The organism is Methanococcoides seepicolus (assembly GCF_023684405.1).
GTDB lineage: Archaea > Halobacteriota > Methanosarcinia > Methanosarcinales > Methanosarcinaceae > Methanococcoides > Methanococcoides seepicolus.
On record NZ_JAGSOI010000037.1, the window covers coordinates 1 to 21,794 of the forward strand.

The following is a 21,794-nucleotide window of genomic DNA, read 5'->3' on the forward strand; positions in this document are numbered from 1 at the left end:
TTCAGGGAGTGACTAAAATAGAGACATAGTATATTGTTTTTTGGTAAAATCAATATCAAGCACTGATGGAATGGTGTTGAGTATTCTAAGTTTATATCAAAAACGCGAGGATGGCTGAATAGTTACGTAAAAACTAAAAAAAGGGCATCACATCAAAGGTGATGCCATTTGTCAATATTATTTCTTGAACTCAGTGTATCCGCATTTGCCACAGGTAAGTCTGTCCTTGTGGTCTGCAAGATAGACACCATCGCCGCAGCGTGGGCAGAACTGCCTTAGCCTTTCAATGGATTCGCCGTTTACTTTATAGTAGTCTTTGACAGCCATGTTTACTCACCTGCTTCTTCTACAACTTCTGCCTCAGGAAGTTCGTTCCTTTTGAGGACATATTCTTTCTCTACAACCTTCATACGATCTGCATCTTCGTAGATCTTTGCATAGCCATTTGCTGCAGACATACCGTAGCTGTTCTCGAACTTCTGAAGGATGACAAGTTCAAGGGGTACGTTAAGCATTGCAGCCAGTTTGCCCCTGACATCGATCCTTGAAGGTGTGGAACCCTCGAATGTTGCATCGAACATCACTTCACGCCTGTTGAGAAGCGCATTATTTTTGTCTTCAGTAATATTAATATCCATTTAATTTCCTCCGCACGTTGTATAACTGTTCTTTATGATCCTGTTTTTCAAGGATCTTATCAAATAGATCCTTAAGTTCTGCTTTTATGGATTCTGTAACCCTTACAAGCATTACACCCTTATCCGGTTGACCATAAAGGACTACCGAATTCAAAGGTGCCATTAGTATCGCAGGCAAAGCTGCAAGATCTTCTTCGCCTTGTACGAAAATTCGGACATTTTTATCAGACACGATCGCATCGCCTATCACATCGATCAGATCCTCGGTTATTACCCCGGGGGGATTATCTACTGTTATCTCAGTGAATCCCTTATGCTTTGTTCCATACACGACCTGTGATGAAGCGGGTGCCCTTTTTGTCCTATCATCCACGATCAGAATATCTGGAATGATGTTTGATTCGAGCAAGTGAAAAGTAGTAACATCGCCCACAGATATAAGTATTGTGGGATTGTCGAGGTCATCTACAAGACTTCTGACAGCATCCCCGCCAGTACCTGTATACAAGACCCCGAAAGGTTTCCTTAAAAGAGGCCGAAGGCTTTCTGGTAAGGAAATATGTAAACCCAACTTACCGCACCTTCAAAGCGTATTTATCGGCAACTTCAACGCCGATCATTTCTGCTATTATGGAACGTTGAGGATCAACGATAATGACAAGTCCGCTCCAGTCATCACTCAAATTGCTTGAAGCGCAAACAGGACATGTCTGACCTGTAACGATCCTGTGACATTCACGGCATACCTGATCTACCATTTAGAAACACCCCGGTTTATTCATCTTTATTTTTAGATCCATCGGACTTAGGCTTGCGTGCATCCTCAAGCCATTCGAACCTGCCCAGAGCATGCTGACGCATTGTCAGGCCGATCTTACTGTCCCTTGGTTCTCTCTCATTGGTGCTCACAGCAACGATACGGGCACGCACTTTGTCACCTTCTGAAAGAGTACGGTTTCCGACCTTGCTAATAAGCCTACCATTCTTACCATCGTAGGACATGAAATCATCAGTGATCTGGCTAACGTGTAAAAGACCATCCATAGCACCAATGCTGACAAAAGCACCGAATTCTACGGTCTCTACTACCAGACCTTCCATGACCTCCTGAAGTATTGGGACGAATACAATAGCTTCAAAGATCACATCGTAATAGACAGCGCCGTCTCCTACAAGGATATGCCCTTCACCTATCTCTTCAATATCAGTGACAGCGACAATGGAGCCCAGCGCCTTATCGACCCTGCCCTCAAGCTTCTCCTTTAACGCATCCTTTACGCTAACTCCTACATCTTCGCCCAACAGACGGGGAGCTACACGGATCGTGTCCTTAAGTTTCATCCTTTTATACATATCTCGATCTCCAATATGCCCTGCATTAATTTAAACTGCTACTACAATTATAATATGATGGTCACATTATATCTAAACGGTTCTTCTGGCGCAAACGCACAACGCTAACATCCGCATCATTAAGACGCTTTACCAGACCAACATCATTGGTCAGCACCGCTGCATCCATATCAAGAGCAAGCTGGAGGATGACATCGTCCGCAATTCCTGCCCCTTCAACGAGAGTACATCTATCTGATAACGAAAGTCCAACCTTTGCTGCAGTTCGGCTCTCGCCCCTGTACTTCTTGACCAGGGACTTGAGCTCGTTGACGACCGCCTGGGGCACAACGAACTCATCGTACCCGAGGCGCCCCAGTTCACCAAAGATGTCTACTTTGAACTGAACCGGTATCATGAAACCGTTCGTATCGATTATAACCTTCAATCTTTGATTACTCCAACACCAATAAGTCGCCAGCGTGAACCAATACGCCTACTGATAGCTACCATGGAGCCTGCCTCAGCACATACCGGACGCTTTAACTTTGCCTCTGCGACATCCTCACGTGCACTCGTAACGATACCTACAGTAGTTGCAGTACCGACATTGAGCATCAGAGGTTCACTGGTCTTGATCTTACCAATGGATTCCTCATCAGACACACCCACTACGCGTTCAAGCAACTTCAATTCAAGAGTGAACGAGTCACGCGTTGGCGGCAATGTACCTGGCACACCTGCAACCTGTCCCGTAAGGGAATCACTCTTTGTGATACTTGGGTCCAGACCGGTGCCCAATGCAAGCAATCCACCAGGAGTTGCCTCATCGACCTTTTCCTTCCCTGCAATTATAAGATTGATGTTGGTGAAGATAGGTTCCCATCTAACAGCGTTCTCGATCTCGAACTTACGTCCCGGACGTATCTCAATATCATCGCCTGCTTTTAATGAACCTGCTGTAAGTGTTCCACCAATAACGCCACCTGAGATCTTATCAATAGGTGTTCCAGGTTTGTTGATATCGAAGGACCTTGCAATAAGCAAGTGTGCAGGCTTGTCAAGTTTCTGCACTGGAGTTGGGATCATTTCGTTCATCGCACTGATGAGAACATCGATATTGATGTTCTGCTGTGCGGAGATCGGAACAACCGGTGCACCCTCTGCAACCGTTCCTTTTACGAACTCCTTGATCTGATGATAATGTTCAATGACCTTTTCCTTTGGAACAAGGTCGATCTTGTTCTGCACGATCACGATATTCTTGATACCGATGATGTTCAGGGCCATAAGATGTTCCTTTGTCTGTGGCTGAGGACATTCCTCGTTCGCAGCAATGACAAGAATAGCTCCATCCATGATAGCAGCTCCGGAGAGCATTGTTGCCATCAGGGTCTCGTGGCCAGGAGAATCTACAAATGACACTGTCCGAACATCTTCCGTTTTTGTCCCACAGTGCTCACAGGTCTTAGCAACGCTAAAACACTGAGGCTCCGGGCAGGCAGGGCACTTCCTGAAAGTAGTATCTGCATACCCTAACCTAATAGATATACCACGCTTCATTTCTTCACTGTGCGTATCTGTCCATACACCTGACAGTGCGCTTACAAGCGTCGTTTTTCCATGATCGACATGACCCACCATGCCAATATTAACACAAGGCTGACTCAATTTTTGATTTCCCTCCCTATCGGGCTAAAATAAAAGTGTGATGTAATATAGATTATCTAAATTAAATGTAACTGCTTTAAAGTTTGTGATACCATGTCATTCCTAATATATAAGTGATTTCAACCATAATAATATCATACTATACTTATTAGTGATGTCATAACAGACAAAGCAACATGACAATAACAAAAACACTTAAAAAATAAAGGCGATAAGCTCACTCATCGCCAACTTTCTTTGAAGACCTGCTTCGATACACAAAATATCCTGCAACTGCAAGCACTATGACCACACCTGCACCAATGATCACCAACATATTGGAACCATCGGCCTTTGCAGATGCCGGAAGTACATCGGTCTTGATCTTTACGGTATCAGATATCTGGTCAAGCCCCTTGATATCCTCATACTTGATCTCACTGTTCAAAGCGTAAGCCTTTGAAACTGCAAGATCATCAACCTTAAGCTTGAAAACTGCAACTGTGCTCTCACCGGCTTCAAGTGTACCCAAAAATGCCTGATCATCAGTGGTACTGAACGGATCAGCTGCACTTATCCTTACAGTAGCATCCTTTGCCGGAAGGTCACCTACATTCTCATAAGTAACATAGATCATGCTCTCGGAATCAGGATAGAGCTCACCCGTGACATTTGTCACCTCGAACCTTGCCTCATCTTTTACAAAGATATCGAAAGTGGTGTTCTGTCCACCAACATCATACCAGAGTCCAACCTCCATATTAGTGATACCAAGATTGGTCTCATTGTCACCACTTATCTGCACATTCTTCTGGTATCCATAATAAAGGTCCAAGCGCATCGGGTAACTTCCAGACCCTGCATTGTTCGAGATCTCGATATTGAACTTCACAGGAGACTCGGTCTGCTGACCTGATACAAGGGTCCCGGCTTCCTGAGGACCAGACTTGACATCAACATCCGGATCAAGGGAGGTCAGAACCGCTACAATACCAATTGCAGTAGTGCGCTGTGATTCATATGACATTTCAGTGCTCTGCAATTTCTGTTCCAGCTTATCAAGATATTTCTTGTCCCCCTCCGATCTAAATCCCGTAATAAGACCCTTGTTCATAAGATCGAGGTTCAAAGTAACGGAATCGCCACGCTCAAATTCATTATCGCCCACAAGGGTTGCAGTCACATCAGGACCGCCATACACAGTATAATAGTTCTCATCGAAATTGAAAAAATCAGGCAGTTCAGCATTAGCTGCCGTAAACTCAGCACTTGCCGGAATTGCACAAAGGAGCAAAACCGCAAGTGAAGCCATAATTGGCAAAGCATATCTGGAATCGGTCATTTTTACCATAATTAGTCCTCTTGATATTGTAAATTAGATAATTTAAAAATATTATTTAGCTTTTTTAGCCTTCCTCAAAGTATTGTAGCCCATGTAGATAACCAGCAATAGAATTCCTACAAATGCTACAAGAGTGATACTTATGCTGGACTCCCTGGACCTTATCGGAACCTCAACAAAGATGTTATCCGAAAACTCGATCTCGCCATCATCATTGCGATATTTGACCTCACTATCGATACCATAGATCTTCTCGACAGCAGATATTTCCGAAGCAACATTGAATGAAACGGTCTTACCTTCACCTGGGGCAACGTTCCCAAGATCAACGACCGATCTGCTAGAGCTCAAAGGTTTCATCGTAATGATGCGGGCATATGCATCATGTGCTTCGACCTCACCGATATTCGTATAGGTCACATTGATAGTACCAGATTGTCCTGACGTAAGTTCCCCTTCGACCTCAGAGACCACGAACTTTGCAGAAGGTTCGATGATAACCGGGATCAGAAGCGTCGTATTCCTGATCTCGTAGAAGGTCGTATGATCAACATCAGGCAGACCGATCCTAACAGTAATTCCATCGGTCATCTCCACCTCATCCTGGAATTCATAGCTCACAGGGAGCAAAAGCATATAGCTACCTGCTGGAGCATTGTCAGAGATAGTGATAGTAAAGGACATAGGATCATCAGGAAGTACGCCAGGTGAAAGCATTTCAAGAGTCTGGACGCTCGTAACCGGATCGACCTCTATATGATCTGTAGAAGATATCATCTCAGCCTTAATGCCGAATGCTGTTGTTCTCAAAGACTCATATTCAAGCTCCTTTAAGGACAAGGAATGCAATCCCTCGTCCGTTCCCACATCGCCTTTTGCCTTAAAGCCATGCAAAACACCTCTGTTAGAAAGAACAACACGCACCTGTGCAGTCTCCCCTCGTTCGAACTCAACGTCCCCCAGAACGGAAGCATAGATATCCGGTTCACCATATCCGTCATAATAATTGGTGGAAAATTCATGATTCGGCTGCATGAACTCTTTTGCTTCCGCCAAAGGGGAAACTGCCAGAACGAGCAAAGCTACAGCCAACAAAAATGTTAGCATGAACGCCGAATTAACATATTTCTGTTTTTTTGTATATTTACAATTCATCATCAAAAGGCATCAGCCCCCGGTTCATTGCCATAAGTACCTATTTCTGTACCCAGTTCTTTATTTTCAAATGATCCGTCAAGTAACGTTTTTGCTGCTTTCCTCTTCTCACGGAAATTGTCAAGCAGAACCATAACCGGCGGGAAGATCACAAACGTTGCGAACAGAGCAAGTCCCACATCTATTACAGTGATAACACCAAAGCTACTGATCATATTGAAATCGGACACCACCAGTGCACAGAATCCAAACAGCGTAGTCAGTCCTGAAGTTATAATGGCCTTACCGATCTTGATACCCGCTTTCGACATAGCTTCCTCAGGAGTGGCACCTTTTTCTTTTTCCTCGAAATACCTCTCCATCATCAGCACAGCATACTCCGAACCAACACCAAGGATCAGGGCACCCAGTGTAGCTGTCATGGGTGTATAGTCCATACCCATAAGATACATCAGGCCTCCTGACCAACCAATGACCATGAACATGGTAATAACGGGAACAAGCGCTTTGAGAAGATCACGATAGATCAAAAGCAACCCGCCAAATACCAGACCAAGGCCAAGATACGTCATGAACACCCTTCCAGATGTAAGGGCACCGATAACTTCTGTAAAGACCACATTGCTTCCGGTTATCGTTGCAGATACACCCGGCGGCGGAGCCATCCACACCATGTCATCCTCGACAACATCGATAAGAACTTCAATGCCTTCCATACCAAGACCGCCCATTGCATCACCAATGTTCAGATTAAGCAACAGCATATTCCCACCATACATGAAGCGCTCTTTCTGCTGAGCAGGCATCTGATCATACAAAGCATTTATCTCAGCCTCACTATCGGGAATGACGCCACCGTTCATTGAACTGATGACAGAGGCCATACTCTCCGCTCCGAGAATGCTGCTTCGACTATCGACCTCATGTTCGGCAAACTCATTCATCCATTGCAGAAGTTCGGGATCAGCCACATTATTAGTCTTTATGATTATGTTGAACTGGTCCTCACCCCCGGTTATATCCGAAAGATGCCCAAGGTCTATCAGCGCAGGAAGGTCCTGCGGAACGAAGGACTCCGTATCTGTCTGTATACCTACTTGAGTATCAGCCACCAACCCCGCCGTACAGGTGAGAAGAGCTATGGAAAGGACCAGGAAAGGATGCTTTAGAGTGAAGGTGGTGGTACGTCCAAGCAGCCTTTCCATAAGATCCGGCTTAGTATCTTGAGTGGAAGAGGATGCTTTCGACTTGCTTCTTCCATTTAAAGATAATTTTGCAAATTTCTCCTTGCGTATCGCTTGCATGTGGTCAAGACCATATATCACGGTCACCCCGACAAACAGGGATGCAAGGAAACACATTACAATACCTATGAGAAGCAATTTTGCAAAATCCTGTATCATAGGTACACTGGAGGTAAGAAGGGAGAAGAAACCCAGTGCAGTAATTATAAGTGCGATCAGAACAGCCGGACCTGTGTGCTTTATAGTATTCACCACGGCAGCCTCAGGAGATCCATCTTGTTCAAGTTCTTCCTCGATACGATTATGGAACTGGATGGCATAATCAATACCAAGCCCAATCAATACAGGGAAAGCTGCCATTGAAACCATTGTCATGGGTATCTCCAGATAACCCATAGCTCCGAACGTATAGATGATTCCCAGCAACACAATTGCCAATGGCATAAGCCTCCACCTGACATGACCAAATACCAGGTAGAGTACCACTATCATCAATATGACTGAAAGACCAAGCAATACAGCCATACTTGACATCATTGCATTGTTCATGGAAATCATGAAAGCCGGTTCTCCGGTAACCACTACATTATAATCAGGAGGGAACTCCGCCATTGCGACCGAGACCTCAAGTTCACGCAAAACTTCCTGTTTTTGTTCATCTGAGGTTGAACCTGCCATCTCCACATACATTAGAGTGTGAGTAGCATCAGGCATCAATGTCGTTGGCACATAGTCCCTTATCAATGTTGCAAGTTCCACATCATCTTCAGGCAATGCTGCTTCACCGTTCACTTTGTAATTGGCATCCTTGATAACAGATGTCGCACTTTGCACCCCCACAACACCAGGAAGTGACAACGTCATGTGTTCGAACCGGTCCATCGCCTGCAGTGCAGCAGGATCACTTACCTGCCCATCCTCCACTATGACAACAATGGCTTCAATACCGAAAATGTTTTGATAAAGATGATCAAAATCCTGGAAGAGTTGAGAAGTCTTCTCAACAAAAGTATCAGTGCCGGACTTCATTTCAATGCCCTGTGCACCCTGCATGGCTACAAGTACCAGCAGTAATGAAATAAGTATGATAGGAATGGTGTTGCTCTCAATAAAGACACCCAGTTTTTCGAATAAGTTCTTTATGATGACTACCCCCTCAATCATTATCCGAGCGTTTTTCCCGAGTCATCTTCTCAAGGAACAAAAGAGCATTAGAGTGCATATGTTTATGGAATTTGATAAGGATTTTCTGTGCATTTAGTGCTTCATCAATATCCTCATCACTCAGATCAGACATACATTCTGATGCGACACTGCACATTTTATCGACCATATATTCAGATCGTTTTAACCCATTTTCAGTAAGACCCAATAATGTTTTCCTGCGATCAGACGGATCATCCTTTCGATAAACAAGTCCCTCCGCTTCAAGAGAATCGATAAGGCTTGTAGCACTACTTTTCTTGATCTCCAGATATTTTGCAAGATTCGAAGGCATGACCTCCCCTTCGCGCTTTATAAAATGAATGGCCTTATTCGCAGTATTGTTCAAACAAATATCATCTTTTTCAACAAACTGGCCGATAAGGTTGCTTTCAATTTTTTTTCTCAGGTAATCAATTTCAAGATGCAACTCTACCATTTGTTTTGTTTTATCCACAGGGCACCTCCGTACTCTTTAAGATCATAACTCGGACCATATAAGATTCGATTACCCAATCTTTCGATAATCGAATGGTTAGATTTTCTAATATTATTATCTACATATAAAGCTTTTGAGTTAAATGACTGATTTGAATACGGAAGAGGATATGTGCCAATAAATCGCCCCGTTTGAACTAGAGGATATCTAAGAAAAAAAGTAGTTGGTCGCAAGATAGAAAACGTGATCTTGCACCACATTAATAATCTATGGGACCGAAAAATAAATGCCATAAATGAGTTGGAGGAGGGGTGAAATTGGACACGCCTCCTCGTTTGGAGTCAGCCCCTAAACCGAATTTATTATATAAAAACATTTTGTCAATTATTATTAAAGATAGATTGAAGAAAATCTTGAAATGTTGATTCATTTAGAAGAAGAAGCATTTTGGAAGTAGACAGGTACTATATATCTACTATGACCACAAAGCATTAGATATTGAATCAAACTGGGGAGTTGGTCTAATGTTGTCACAAAATCTACCATACATGGAATTGACCTTTTTTGACCTTCTATCAGCATTGATAGTACTCGTATTAGGCATCATTGTTGCAAAGGTCCTCATAGGAATATTCAAGAATGGATTACAGAAAACAGATCTACCGGAACTTATCGTAGAGTTCCTGTCAAAATTCATCCTTGCACTTCTATATGTTGCAGTCCTCCTTGCAACCGTATCAATGCTTGGATCTGACATTAGTTCGGTCATTGTCGGACTTTCAGCAGTTATCGGCCTGATCCTTGGCTTTGGAATGCAGGATACATTGACAAATATTGCAGCAGGCATCTGGATTGCCACACTTCGACCTTTCGATAAAGGCGAGTTCTTAGTGGTTAATGGCTTTTCAGGAAGCGTACATGAGGTAGGGATTATGGCAACCGAACTGCTCACACCTGACAACAAGCTCATCACAATACCAAGTAAACTGGTATGGGGAAGCCCTATAGTCAATGCGACAAGAATGCCCACCAGAAGAGTTGATGTTGATGTGGGAGTCAGCTACGATACCAAACTCGAAGATGCACTACAGGTTGCCATCGAACTTATGAAAGAGAATGCAATGGTGCTTGCAGAACCTGCACCGGCTGTCGTTACCACTGCGCTCGCAGATTCATCAGTGAACCTGCAACTTCGTGCATGGACAAATACTGAAGATTACTGGGGAGTAAAAGGTGCATTGACGAACGGCATTCTGAAAGCATACAAAGAAGAAGGCATCGGAATTCCTTTCCCACAACTGGACGTACATCTGGAAAAGGAATGATCATTTTATTAAAGGGGGTTTAATAAATGACAGAGAACAAAACATCGATCCAGCCATCAACGAACGGACCATATATTGTAAAAGAACTGAACGACCTGAAGAACTCAAAGGGAGAAACTTTCGAACCGCAGCCCATGGTAGCCCTATGCCGCTGTGGCCAGTCCTCGAACAAACCGTTCTGTGACGGAACACATTTAAAAGTGGGATTCACGGGCGAAAAGGTCGAAGGCAGACAACCTGACAAGATCGATAACTATGTTGGAAAAGAGATCACGATCCATGACAATAGGGGAGTATGTTCCCATCGTGGATACTGCACAGACAATCTACCGACCGTTTTCAGAATGAAGGTAGACCCATGGATCGATCCTGATGGTGCAAGTGTGGAAGACATAATCAGGGTCGTAGAGATGTGCCCGTCCGGTGCCCTTAGTTACACAAAGGATGGAGTTCTGCACAAAGATGTTGACCGAAAACCAGGCATCACTGTCACAAAGGACGGACCCTACGATGCTGTCGGTGGTATCGAGCTCGATGATCCTGAAGGAAACACTCCCGAATCAAAAGAACATTTCACCCTTTGCAGATGTGGTGCTTCGAAGAACAAGCCATTCTGTAGCGGAGAACACTGGTATGTTGAATTCAAAGACGAGAAGAACTAAAATACACTTTCTGTGAGGATATAACATGGGAAAATACAGATGTTCCGTCTGTAACTGGGTCTATGATGAAGAAGCGGAAGGGCAGAATTTCGATTCCCTGCCTGACGACTTCACATGTCCGGTCTGTGGCGCTCCAAAGTCTGCATTCGTTGCAGAGGCAAGGGGTAAAGGTAAGGAAGATATAAAGACCACTGTTGCAGAGAAGATAATTGAGCAACTTGAGGTCTTTGGCGTAAAATATGTTTACGGAATACCGGGAGATTCCAATTTACCGCTGATAGAAGCCATCCGAAAGAGTGAAAAGATCAGGTTCATCCTTACAAGACATGAAGAGACAGCTGCTTTTATGGCATCTGCCCACGGGAAGATGACCGGAGAGCTCGGAGTATGCATGTCCATAGCAGGTCCGGGTTGCACTAACCTGATAACCGGATTGATGGACGCTGCCACTGACAGAAGTCCCGTACTTGCATTTGCGGGACAGATCCCTGAAGTGTACCTTGGAAGTGAAGCTTTCCAGGAGATAGACCAGATTGAGCTGTTCAAACCCTTCACGGAATTCGCAGAGACCATTGCAAGAGAGAATCAGGCTCTTAAGCTTGTCACAATGGCGACTAAATATGCTTTCAAGAAACCCGGTGTATCAGTATTGAGCACACCGACAGACATACTTGCAGAAAAGCTTGATGAGAAGGTTTATTCTATCGAAAAAAGAATATTCTCCAACAAAACAGCTCCAAGGGATGAGGACGTTCAAAAAGCTGCAGACCTTATCAATGGATGTCAGAAGGTCACTCTTTTTGCAGGCTGGGGGTCCAGACACAGTGGGAAGCTGATAAAGGAACTCTCTGCAAAACTGAACGCACCTGTTGCAACCACATCAAGAGCAAAAGGTGTAGTACACGAAAATGATCGTTTTAGCCTTGGCGTATTGGGGTCCATCGGTTCGAAACACGCTGCAAAGGCAATAAAGAACTGCGACCTGATAATTATTATGGGTTCCGGTTTCAGGCAGGCTAACCTTGTACCTTCAGGAATAAAGATAGTACAGATAGATATCGACCCGACAAAGCTCGGCAAGACCTTTGATGTTGATGCGGGAATCGTTGGTGATGCAGACCTTGTACTCCAAAAACTTTTGCCACTTATTGAAAGGAAGGAAGAGAACACAGAATTCCTTGAATATATAGACAAAATGAAACAGGACCACCACGAAGAACTTGAAGCCGAATCGAACGACCTTTCCATTCCGATAAATTCTGGTTATGTGATACAGGCTATAAAGCGTCATGCAGACAAAGATGCGATCATCTGCGTTGATGTGGGGGACCATACATATTGGTTCTACAAGAAGTTCATGTGCGAAGGACAAAGAACATTCATGTCCGCAAACATTGCAAGTATGGGATTTGCACTCCCAGCGGCATTGTCAGCAAAGCTTGATTATCCGGATAAGCAGGTCATATGTGTGACAGGTGATGGTGGTTTTGCAATGTTAATGGGAGATTTCACTACCGCTGTAAGAGAAGGCCTTGGAATAAATGTCATAGTCTTTAACGATGGTAAGCTCAAGAACATAAAGAAAGAACAGCTACGAGACAATTATCCCGAATACGGAGTGAGCTTCCCTAATCCCGACTTTGCACAATTTGCCAGCTCTGCCGGAGGCGAAGGTTACAGGATAGAAGACCCGAAAGATCTCGATGCTGCACTTAAAAAAGCATTCTCATCTGAAAAGGCATCACTTATTGAAGTTGTAGTTGACCCGGATAAGATGGCTGCAAGCACAAAAAGGGTAGATTAAGGAACTACCTCAACCCCTTTCCAAAAAGCAACATACCCCGTTATCTCTTTTGCTGCCTCTTTCGGTTCAGGATAGGACCAGGCAGCATCATTATTTTCTTCCCCGTTGACAACGATATCAAAATAATGTGCCAGACCCTTCCAGGGACATGTTGAACGAGTATCCGACTCCCTTAGAAATTCTTTGTTCACCGACTCAGGTGGGAAATAAAGATTCCCTTCGATCTCTTTTACCGAATCACTTTCCGCAAGTACAACTCCATTCCATTTTGCTATTGCCAAAATAACCACTCCTTAAAAATAGTTGGAAAACATCGTTTATGTGGTTTTCGGTGAACAGCAGATTAATAAAATTAAAAATACCTGGCATGGGTATCAACTATCATCAAAGATAGAAACACCCATTTCCCCAAGAATATTACCAAGCCTGAAAAGAGGAAGACCAACTACATTGAAGAAATCCCCATTGATACTTTCAACAAGCACAGCCCCTTTCCCCTGTATTGCAAAAGCCCCCGCTTTGTCAAGCGGTTCTCCTGAATTCACATAGGATGCGATCTCATCAGATGACATTTTTTTCATATGCACATCCGTACTCACGTATTCACTGACACATTTGCCGGAATCCATATCGAGAACGGTCATTCCGGTGATAGCCTGAACAAACTTCCCACTTATGCCTTCAAGCATTTCCTTTGCATTTTCCGGTGTATGGGGTTTTCCCAGAACAGCTCCTTCACAGAAAACAACAGTGTCTGCAGAGATGATGATGCCCGAATCGAACCTTAAGGCAACATCCTTTGCTTTCTCCAAAGAGTGAAAGACCACCAGTTCCTCAACGGTCATATCCTGCAGGGGAGTTTCTTCGTACGAGCTAACGCAGACCTCAAAATTATTCCCGATCAACTGGGAAAGCAGTTCTTTCCTGCGAGGAGAGGCGGAAGCAAGTACGACCTTTCTCACATCACACACCTTTGAAATAGTGACCGGAAGTGAAATCAGAACCCCGTTTGGAATAGATGACCGCATCCTTACCATCCATGACCCGGCGATATGCAGATGTAATTTCCTGAACATCCTTTTTACCATAAAGGGAAAGGTCCAGACGTATCACATCGATCCCGCATTCTTCGAACTTGTCCACATGGTCCAGCATCTCAATGACCATTGAATCATAGATAAGTGTCCTTTCCCCGACACGCTTAACAGGATATTCATCACTCTTCGAATCGACAAGAAGGACCTCACTGCCTTCAATGGTGATCCCATTATCGATAAGAGGCTTTAGCAGATCATGTTCGGTTATGAGCATAAGTTCCCGTCCATGTGCAACCGCTTCGAGCTGGTGAGACTTCCCGCGACAGGAGATATCATCTGCCACATCTTTCATCTCATCCATATTGAGTTCACTGGAAAGGGTCACACGAAATGCCCCTGCCCTGTAGAACTCATCCGAAGTATAGGAATTGAATGTGTTGAACTCCTTCTGCACAACAAAAGGAATGCTCATCTTTCTTGCCAACTCGACCTGTCCCAGAGTATAACAAGCTATACGCAGACCTTCCTCTTTTACAGTCTCGAACATTGGAACAAGTGCATTCAGTTCAGCCTCATGCGATATACGGGGAGCCAGAACAACGATCTCCACCGTTTCCTTGACATCCCTGAACATTTCAGCATACTCCTCTGAAAGCAATTCCGAGAATTTACTGATCGGCAGATAAACAATGTCGGCACCACACTCCACAGCATCAAAAAGAGCACCGCTGTTCTTTACCTCCACACTTAGGAGAGGGACATTAATTTCAGACCCAACGGCAGCCGTATCATCGCAGAAATGTGCCATATCGGACAACTTAGGATGCTTTTCTTCCCTTCGGTAAGATGCCAGTATCTTTTCCAGCAGCATATCCGCAGCCTGTCTTCTGGCATTTGTGAGCACTCCCATGGGAATGAAAATTTCGCCATTTATATTCACATCGACGTCCTTTGCCTCAAATGAGGTATCACCGAGCTTCTCCATGACCTCAACGATATTGTCCTTTGACATCGGTGCCTTCTGGGCCTTTTGTACTACGAAATCATCAACGAACTCAGCACTAAAAGAAGCAGACGATACCCTAACCTTCAGCACCTCATCCACACTTGCGTCCACTTCAATGGAAACCGGCAACCCCTGTTTTCGTGTTCGCTGCAAACGCTCCAGAAGTCTTTGATCTGTCGTCAGATAAACCTCATTGCCCACAGAGACAGCCTTACCAGTCTTCGAGCTTATCTCAAGGGTAACAGTATCCCCTTTATTTGCCTCTTTGATCTCCTCGCCATCTGCATCAAAGAGCTTGTTCACAGCTGACCCCAGAACACCGACCTTTGTATGGATACCCACACCATCCTTCAGACGAATATCCTCCCCCAATGTAAGAGTAATGCTGGTAGTGTACCTGAAATCTTTCACTTTGCTTATCTTGCCCAAAAAGACACCATAACTTGAACTGTATTTCGGATGTGCTACATCCCTGTCCCCAAGAACGAAACCCTTGGTAAATCCCCTGTAGAACAGCTTTGCAAGGTCCTTCTCGAATTCCTTGACCCCATCCTCGCTAAGTTCCTCAGAACCACAGAATGCTTCCACGACCTGTTTATAAGCCTGAGAACTTTCGGTCACATATTCCGGTCTTTTCATCCTGCCTTCGATCTTCAGGCTTTTCACACCGGCTTTGACAATATCACCGATCTCGGAAAGAGTGCAGAGCTCCGCACAACTGATAGGGAATCTGCCTGTTATCTTCTCATTCACGCTCCGACCGTTCACAACAAAAACATAAGGTCGCCTGCAAGGCTGTGCACACGCACCACGATTGGCACTGCGGTCATTAATGAAACTGCTGAAAAGACATTTCCCGGAATAAGAGTAGCACAACGCACCGTGTACGAATATCTCGATCTCAACATCGGAATTCTTAACGATGTCCTCGATCTCCCGGACCTCAAGTTCCCTCGAAACAATGACACGGACCGCACCGGCATTTGCTATAAAGTTCACACCTTCGATCGTATGAACGGTCATCTGTGTGCTTGCATGCAACGCAAGGTCAGGATTGCTCCTGTGAAGGATGCTCAAAAGCCCGAGGTCCTGAAGGATGATCGCATCGATACCAAGCGAATATGCTTTATCCACAACATCAAGGGCATGCTGGAGCTCATTCTGTTTCACAGGTATGTTCAATGCAAGGAAAGCCTTGATACCATGAGAGTGAAGCAGATCGATGGTTTCCTCAAGATCATCTACGGAAAAGTTCTTCGCGCCTTTTCTTGCATTAAGGTCCGTAACACCAAAATAGACAGCATCAGCACCGCCTTTAATTGCGCCTATCAATGCATCGATATCGCCCGCCGGAGCCAGTATTTCCGGAGGGGTATTACAGACCGTATTATCATTTTTCAAAATATCAACTCATCACTTTTAAGGAAGGTATCTTACTTTTCCGCAAGAAATACCTATCCCTATAAAAGAACTTCCTGTTCATATCTCGCTTCTTAATTCCCGTGCTGCCTCATACATACGGATAGAATCTTCGCCCCTTCCCATCTCACCAAGCAATGAACCAAGATTATCAAGGGTCCTGGAGGCGTGTTTCTTGTAACGAACATTCTCCGGATCAGCATTCAGCAATTCAACATATGCCTCAAGTGCTGATTCATAGATGCTCTTTGCATCTTCATGGCGACCCATATCCGCGAACAGCTTTGCAAGATTGTTCAATGTAAGAGCAGCACCGTATTGATATGCTGCATCCTCTTTATCCCTGTCAAAAAGATCGACATATGCTTTAAGGGAAGCCTCAAACATTGCTTTAGCTTCTGTAAACTCACCATCCTGTGCAAACATCGTACCAAGATTGTTCCTTATAGAAGCTATCTCGAACTCCTGCACTATTGGTGATTCACCTTTCTCGATAAGCATGTTCCTGATGCTTAATGCCATTTCATAACTTGAACGTGCATCAACATTCCTACCAGCATTCATTAAAAAACTGCCCATGCGGTCATAGAGATCAGCCACCTTCGCATGATGCGAAAGATCAGAGGGATCAATAAGAGAAAGCTTCTCGTACATAGAGATAAGGACATCGAGATCTTCTTCTTTTTCACTCTCACCACAGTCAATTTCAAGAAGACGTTCCATACCATTCAATACATTACGGAACATAGAAATGAAAGTGACGTTTTCAGTCTCCCCTTGCATCAATTTCATCAGGATATTAAGAGTGGAACCATACCTTGAACGGACATTATCGATACGACCAGCATTCATCAAAAGACCGATCATTGGCTCATTGAGTTCTACGATCTTTATATGGTACGAAAGATCGGAGGGATCAAGAATGGAAAGCTTCTCGTACATAGAGATCAGGAAATTGAGATCAGCTTCCTTTTTACTGGCATCAAATTCCGTATCAAGAAGAGATTCCAGATCAGCCAATATCGTATGGATCATGGAAAGGAAAGTGACATTGTCAGGCTCCTTCTGAACCAGATCCATAAGAACATCAAGCGTGGAATCAGACCTTGAACGGGCATCATCAAGACGACCAGCATTTATCAAAAGAAGGATCATGCGCTCATTGAGTCCGGCGATCTTTGCATGATACGAGAGATCGGAAGGATCAAGAGTGGAAAGTTTTTCATACATCGAGATGAGGAAATTGAGGTCAGATTCCTTTTTACTGGCATCAAATTCCGCATCAAGAAGAGATTCCATATCAGTAAGTATCGTACGAACCATGGAAAGGAAAGTGACATTATCAGGCTCATTTTGCACCAGATCCATAAGAACTTCAAGCGTGGAATCAGACCTTGAACGGGCAGCATCAAGACGACCAGCATTTATTAAAAGAATTACCATGCGCTCATTGAGTCCGGCGATCTTTGCAGTATAGGAAAGATCGGAGGGATCAAGGGCGGAAAGCTTCTCGTACATAGAGATGAGGAAATTGAGGTCAGATTCCTTTTTACTGACATCAAATTCCGTTTCGAGAAGAGATTCCATATCAGTAAGTATCGTACGAACCATGGAAAGGAAAGTGACATTATCAGGCTCATTTTGCACCAGATCCATAAGAACTTCAAGCGTGGAATCAGACCTTGAACGGGCAGCATCAAGATGACCAGCATTTATCAAAAGGATGATCATGCGGTCATTGAGTTCGGCGATTTTTGCAGTATAGGAAAGATCGGAGGGATCAAGGGCGGAAAGCTTCTCGTACATAGAGATAAGAACATTGAGGTCAGCTTCCTTTTTACTTGCATCAAATTCCAGATCAAGAAGAGATTCCAGATCAGCCAATATCGTATGGATCATGGAAAGGAAATTGACATTATCAGGTTCCTTTTGCACTAAGTCCATAAGAACGTCAAGTGTGGAATCAGACCTTGAACGAGCATCATCAAGATGACCAGAATTTATCAAAAGAATTATCATGTGGTCATTGAGTTCGGCAAGCTTTGCAGTATAGGAAAGATCGGAGGGATCAAGGGTGGAAAGCTTCTCATACATAGAGATGAGGACATTGAGAACAGATTCTATTTCAATGTCATTATCGTTCATTTTGATAAGAGATTCCATATCAGTAAGTATAGTACGGAACATCGAAAGGAAAGTAGGATTCCCAGGATCCTTCTGAATAAGTTCCATCAGATCGTTAAGTGTGGACTCATATTTTGAACGGGCGGCAGAGAGACGACCAGCGTTCATCAGAACATTGCCCATGCGCTGATTGAGTTCTGCGATCTTCACATAATGGGAGAGATCGGAGGGGGACAGTTGGGAAAGTTTCTCGTACATAGAGATAAGGACATTGATGTCAAATTCCTTTTCGCTGTCGGCACAATCAACCTCAAGAAGATGTTCCATATCGGCAAGTAAAGTACGGAACATAGAATGGAAAGTGACATTATCAGGATCCTCCTGAATAAGATCCATCAGAATAGTGAGTGCTGAATCATACTTTGCACGGGCAGCATCGAGGCGCCCGGCGTTCATCAAAAGGTTGCCCACCCGCTCATTGAGTTCGGCGACCTTCACATGATGAGAAGGGTCGGAGGGATCAAGAATGGAAAAGTTCTCATATATAGAAATAAGAACATTGAGGTCAGATCCTTTTTCACTTTCATCATTGTTCATTTCAAAAAGAGCTTCCATATCGTTCACTATTGTACGGAATATAGAAAGGAAATTGGCATTATCAGGTTCTTCCTTGATCAATTTCGTCAGAACATTAAGTGTGGAACTATACCTTGAACGAGCGTCATCAAGACGACCAGCATTCATTAAAAAACGACCCATGCGCTCATTGAGTACAGCGATCTTTACATGATAAGAGAAGTCGGAAGGATCGATATTGGAAAGCATCTCGTACATAGATATCAGGGCATTGAGGTAAGATTCCTGTTTGCTGGCATCCATGTCAGTTTCAAGAAGAGATTCCATATCATTAAGGATCGTAAGGACCATTGGAAGGAAAGTGACGTTAGTAGGATCCTCATGCATCATATCCATAAGAACGTAAAGAGTGGAATCAGACTTTGAACGAGCTTCAGCAAGACGACCAGCGGTTATCAAAAGACGTATCATGCGGTCATCGAGATCGGAGATCTTTGTAGTATAGGATACGTCAGAAGGAAACAGATCGGAAAGATTCTCGTACATATAGATGAGGGTATTGAGATCGGATTTATGTTCGTTGGTATCACGATCAGTTTCAAGAAGAGATTCCATATCATCCAGCATCTCACGGATCATGGAAAGTAAATTGACATTCTTAGGGTCCTCCTGTATCAGATCCATGAGGTCGTCAAGAGTGAGATCAGACTTTGAACGAGCATCATCAAGACGACCAGCACCTATCAGAAGGTGCACCATGCGGTCATTGAGTTCGGAGATCTTTGTAGCATATGAGAGATCAGAAGTATCAAGAGTGGAAAGCTTCTCGTACATAGAGATGAGGATATTGAGATCGGCTTCCTTTTCGCTGACATCATTATCATTTTCAAGAAGAGATTCCATATCAGTAAGTATCGTACGGACCATTGGAAGGAAATTTGCGTTATCAGGCTCATCCTGTATAAGATCCATAAGAACAGTAAGTGTGAACTCATACCTTGAACGGGCATCGGCAAGCATTCCCCTATCCGCATTGTCGTGGGCAAGATTTACCAGTCCGAAAATGGAATCAGCGATCCTTTCAAGGAATCGTGGTTCATCCTTTGCGAGACTTTGAAGCATATCCACAAGTTCACGAAGCTTCTTGCTGGAAGCATCGTATTCACGCATATCAAGAAGTAAATTGACCTGTTTTTCCAGTATATCTACTAGGTGGTCACGGAACAAATTGTCAGAGGTATCGTTCTTTAGCAGTCTGGAATATCCGCTATAAGCACTTTCAAAATTCGTTCTTGCAGCTTCCAGAAGTCCCATATCATAGAGAAGATTGGCAAGATTGATCTGAATGGTCAGAGCTTTAACACCATTGGAGTTGTTCAGAGGATCGAGTACAATGAGCTTTGTTGATAATTTAAGTGCTCTTTCGAACCTTTCTTTTGCATCCTTTTGCTGACCTATTTCAGCAAGGATGGTAGCAGCATCATTGAGCGCAGATGAAGCAGATGAACAATTAACAACATTATTCGGCTCTTTTGAAAGCAATTTATCATATGCTTTTATCGTTTCCTCAAAGAAAGGTCCGGCATGTTCGGCATCACCTTTATTGACAAAAAGAGTAGCGACCTTGTTCATAGCCAGTGCTTTGTGCTCTATAAAGGAGGGGTCGGACTTTGCAAGATCATCCAGTAGCTCAGATGCCTCCACATACCTCTCAAGGGCTGCATCAATTTCCCCTCTGGATTCCATTATTTCTGCAACAGATTGAAGAGTATTTATTAGCAGATCGATAGAATCTGCATCCTTTGCTTGCTTTTCAGCAACAAGCAGTACCTCAAGAGCATCTTTCTGCTGTCCGGCATCTAAAAGGGACATCCCTTTTTTGAAATTACGAAGTGCCATATCTTTTGATCTTTGTGACATGATCTCTAAACCTGTGATTAGTACCTGATTTCCACGCTATCAGACTACATTTAAAGCAAGCTATCGTTATTAGTCTTTGCCTAAAAGGGGCTTTTATTTATATAGTCCAGCCCTTTGTTAAAAGGATCGAGCATGGAATTGAAGAATATATTGCGACAGGTAAAAGAAGGTAGTACGGACCTTGTGAACGCAGAAAGCCAGATACGTTCCATGGGATACGTACCAGTCTCGGATATCGCAAAACTGGATACATTCCGTAAATACCGTACAGGGTATATGGAAGCGATCCTTGCAGAAGGAAAGGAAGCAGACGATATAGTAGAGATAGTGAGAGCACACAACGAAACTGCCGGAAGAACACTTGTTACACGCATTAATGAAGAACAGGCATCTGCCATTAGAAATGCATTCAAGCCGGAGAATATTGAATGGGACATGCATTCAAGAACAGCGGTAGTGCATGACGGCACCCCTGCAACAAGGACAGGAGGCACTGTGGCCATCATTACAGCCGGTACTGCTGATATCGATGTTGCAGAGGAAGCACGTATGGCTGCCTCAGAGATGGGGTGTAGTACAATTCAGATATACGATGTGGGCGTGGCAGGGTTCCAAAGGCTGATATCTGAAATGAGTGTATTTGAAGAGAACAGACCTGACGCGATAGTTGTGGCAGCCGGAAGAGAGGGAACGCTACCAACGGTAGTATCCAGCCTTATAGATGCACCTGTGATAGGGCTGCCCGTATCGATCGGATATGGTGCCGGTGCCAAAGGAGAAGCTGCACTCCTTTCGATGTTGCAGTCATGCTCCATATTATCAGTGGTCAACATCGATGCTGGATTCGTTGCAGGTGCTTTTGCCGCAAGGATAGCAAATAGTGTTGCAGAAGCGAGAAAGAAAGAGTTCTGAGGCAGG

19 protein-coding genes are annotated in these 21,794 nt (G+C 44.0%); 4 read left to right on the forward strand and 15 right to left on the reverse strand.

The annotated features are described in order from the left end of the window. Positions 1 to 177: 177 nt before the first annotated feature. The 11 genes from KDK67_RS09190 to KDK67_RS09240 form a co-directional block, all read right to left on the reverse strand. Complete coding sequence (locus tag KDK67_RS09190) at positions 178 to 327, reverse strand: 30S ribosomal protein S27ae (protein ID WP_011500280.1); 150 nt, start codon at positions 325 to 327, stop codon at positions 178 to 180. A gap of 2 nt (positions 328 to 329) precedes the next feature. Next, entirely contained in the window at positions 330 to 638 is a 309-nt protein-coding gene (locus tag KDK67_RS09195; protein WP_250868496.1) for a 30S ribosomal protein S24e, read from the reverse strand. Continuing rightward, the gene (locus KDK67_RS09200; protein WP_250868497.1) at positions 628 to 1,209 is read right to left on the reverse strand and encodes a GTP-dependent dephospho-CoA kinase family protein; all 582 of its coding nucleotides are present in this window, start codon (positions 1,207 to 1,209) and stop codon (positions 628 to 630) included. The genes KDK67_RS09195 and KDK67_RS09200 overlap by 11 nt, the downstream gene beginning before the upstream one ends. A 1-nt stretch (position 1,210) precedes the next feature. Further along, a complete protein-coding gene (gene spt4 / locus KDK67_RS09205) occupies positions 1,211 to 1,396 on the reverse strand; it encodes a transcription elongation factor subunit Spt4 (RefSeq protein WP_250868498.1) in 186 nt (61 codons plus the stop codon). Positions 1,397 to 1,412: 16 nt separating this feature from the next. After that, positions 1,413 to 1,991: a DNA-directed RNA polymerase gene (locus KDK67_RS09210; protein ID WP_250868499.1), complete on the reverse strand. Its 579-nt coding sequence runs from the start codon at positions 1,989 to 1,991 to the stop codon at positions 1,413 to 1,415. Positions 1,992 to 2,052: 61 nt separating this feature from the next. Continuing rightward, entirely contained in the window at positions 2,053 to 2,418 is a 366-nt protein-coding gene (locus tag KDK67_RS09215) for a DNA-binding protein (protein ID WP_250868500.1), read from the reverse strand. Then, entirely contained in the window at positions 2,415 to 3,641 is a 1,227-nt protein-coding gene (locus tag KDK67_RS09220) for a translation initiation factor IF-2 subunit gamma (RefSeq protein ID WP_250868501.1), read from the reverse strand. The genes KDK67_RS09215 and KDK67_RS09220 overlap by 4 nt, the downstream gene beginning before the upstream one ends. Positions 3,642 to 3,858: 217 nt before the next feature. Beyond that, positions 3,859 to 4,971 (reverse strand): COG1361 S-layer family protein, encoded by a 1,113-nt coding sequence (locus KDK67_RS09225; protein WP_250868502.1) that lies wholly within the window; start codon positions 4,969 to 4,971, stop codon positions 3,859 to 3,861. A gap of 42 nt (positions 4,972 to 5,013) precedes the next feature. Beyond that, on the reverse strand, positions 5,014 to 6,120 hold the full coding sequence (locus tag KDK67_RS09230) for a COG1361 S-layer family protein (protein WP_250868503.1): 1,107 nt from the start codon (positions 6,118 to 6,120) through the stop codon (positions 5,014 to 5,016). Continuing rightward, a complete protein-coding gene (locus tag KDK67_RS09235; RefSeq protein WP_250868504.1) occupies positions 6,120 to 8,525 on the reverse strand; it encodes an efflux RND transporter permease subunit in 2,406 nt (801 codons plus the stop codon). The genes KDK67_RS09230 and KDK67_RS09235 overlap by 1 nt, the downstream gene beginning before the upstream one ends. Next, positions 8,518 to 9,021 (reverse strand): MarR family winged helix-turn-helix transcriptional regulator, encoded by a 504-nt coding sequence (locus tag KDK67_RS09240; protein ID WP_250868505.1) that lies wholly within the window; start codon positions 9,019 to 9,021, stop codon positions 8,518 to 8,520. Before KDK67_RS09240 ends, KDK67_RS09235 begins: the two co-directional genes overlap by 8 nt. Positions 9,022 to 9,527: 506 nt before the next feature. Between KDK67_RS09240 and KDK67_RS09245 the strand changes: the two genes are divergently transcribed. Genes KDK67_RS09245 through KDK67_RS09255 form a run of 3 tightly spaced genes read left to right on the forward strand, consistent with a single transcriptional unit; the run spans position 9,528 to position 12,794 of the window. Continuing rightward, entirely contained in the window at positions 9,528 to 10,328 is an 801-nt protein-coding gene (locus KDK67_RS09245; protein WP_250868506.1) for a mechanosensitive ion channel family protein, read from the forward strand. A 26-nt stretch (positions 10,329 to 10,354) separates the two neighbouring features. Next, entirely contained in the window at positions 10,355 to 10,990 is a 636-nt protein-coding gene (locus tag KDK67_RS09250; RefSeq protein ID WP_250868507.1) for a CDGSH iron-sulfur domain-containing protein, read from the forward strand. Between the two features lie 25 nt (positions 10,991 to 11,015). Further along, a complete protein-coding gene (locus tag KDK67_RS09255) occupies positions 11,016 to 12,794 on the forward strand; it encodes a thiamine pyrophosphate-dependent enzyme (protein WP_250868508.1) in 1,779 nt (592 codons plus the stop codon). On the opposite strand, the gene KDK67_RS09260 is transcribed toward KDK67_RS09255, so the two are convergent. The 4 genes from KDK67_RS09260 to KDK67_RS09275 form a co-directional block, all read right to left on the reverse strand. Then, positions 12,791 to 13,075 carry a DUF427 domain-containing protein gene (locus KDK67_RS09260; RefSeq protein WP_250868509.1) on the reverse strand — a complete coding sequence of 95 codons (285 nt, stop codon included), beginning with the start codon at positions 13,073 to 13,075 and terminating at the stop codon, positions 12,791 to 12,793. The two genes, KDK67_RS09255 and KDK67_RS09260, sit on opposite strands and share 4 nt — an antisense overlap. Before the next feature lie 93 nt (positions 13,076 to 13,168). Beyond that, positions 13,169 to 13,756: a Maf family nucleotide pyrophosphatase gene (locus tag KDK67_RS09265; protein WP_250868510.1), complete on the reverse strand. Its 588-nt coding sequence runs from the start codon at positions 13,754 to 13,756 to the stop codon at positions 13,169 to 13,171. A gap of 1 nt (position 13,757) precedes the next feature. Continuing rightward, complete coding sequence (locus KDK67_RS09270; protein WP_250868511.1) at positions 13,758 to 16,238, reverse strand: U32 family peptidase; 2,481 nt, start codon at positions 16,236 to 16,238, stop codon at positions 13,758 to 13,760. A gap of 78 nt (positions 16,239 to 16,316) precedes the next feature. After that, positions 16,317 to 20,876: a tetratricopeptide repeat protein gene (locus KDK67_RS09275; protein ID WP_250868512.1), complete on the reverse strand. Its 4,560-nt coding sequence runs from the start codon at positions 20,874 to 20,876 to the stop codon at positions 16,317 to 16,319. Between the two features lie 132 nt (positions 20,877 to 21,008). On the opposite strand from KDK67_RS09275, the gene larB reads away from it, so the two are divergent. Next, on the forward strand, positions 21,009 to 21,788 hold the full coding sequence (larB, locus tag KDK67_RS09280) for a nickel pincer cofactor biosynthesis protein LarB (RefSeq protein WP_250868513.1): 780 nt from the start codon (positions 21,009 to 21,011) through the stop codon (positions 21,786 to 21,788). Positions 21,789 to 21,794 lie beyond the last annotated feature (6 nt).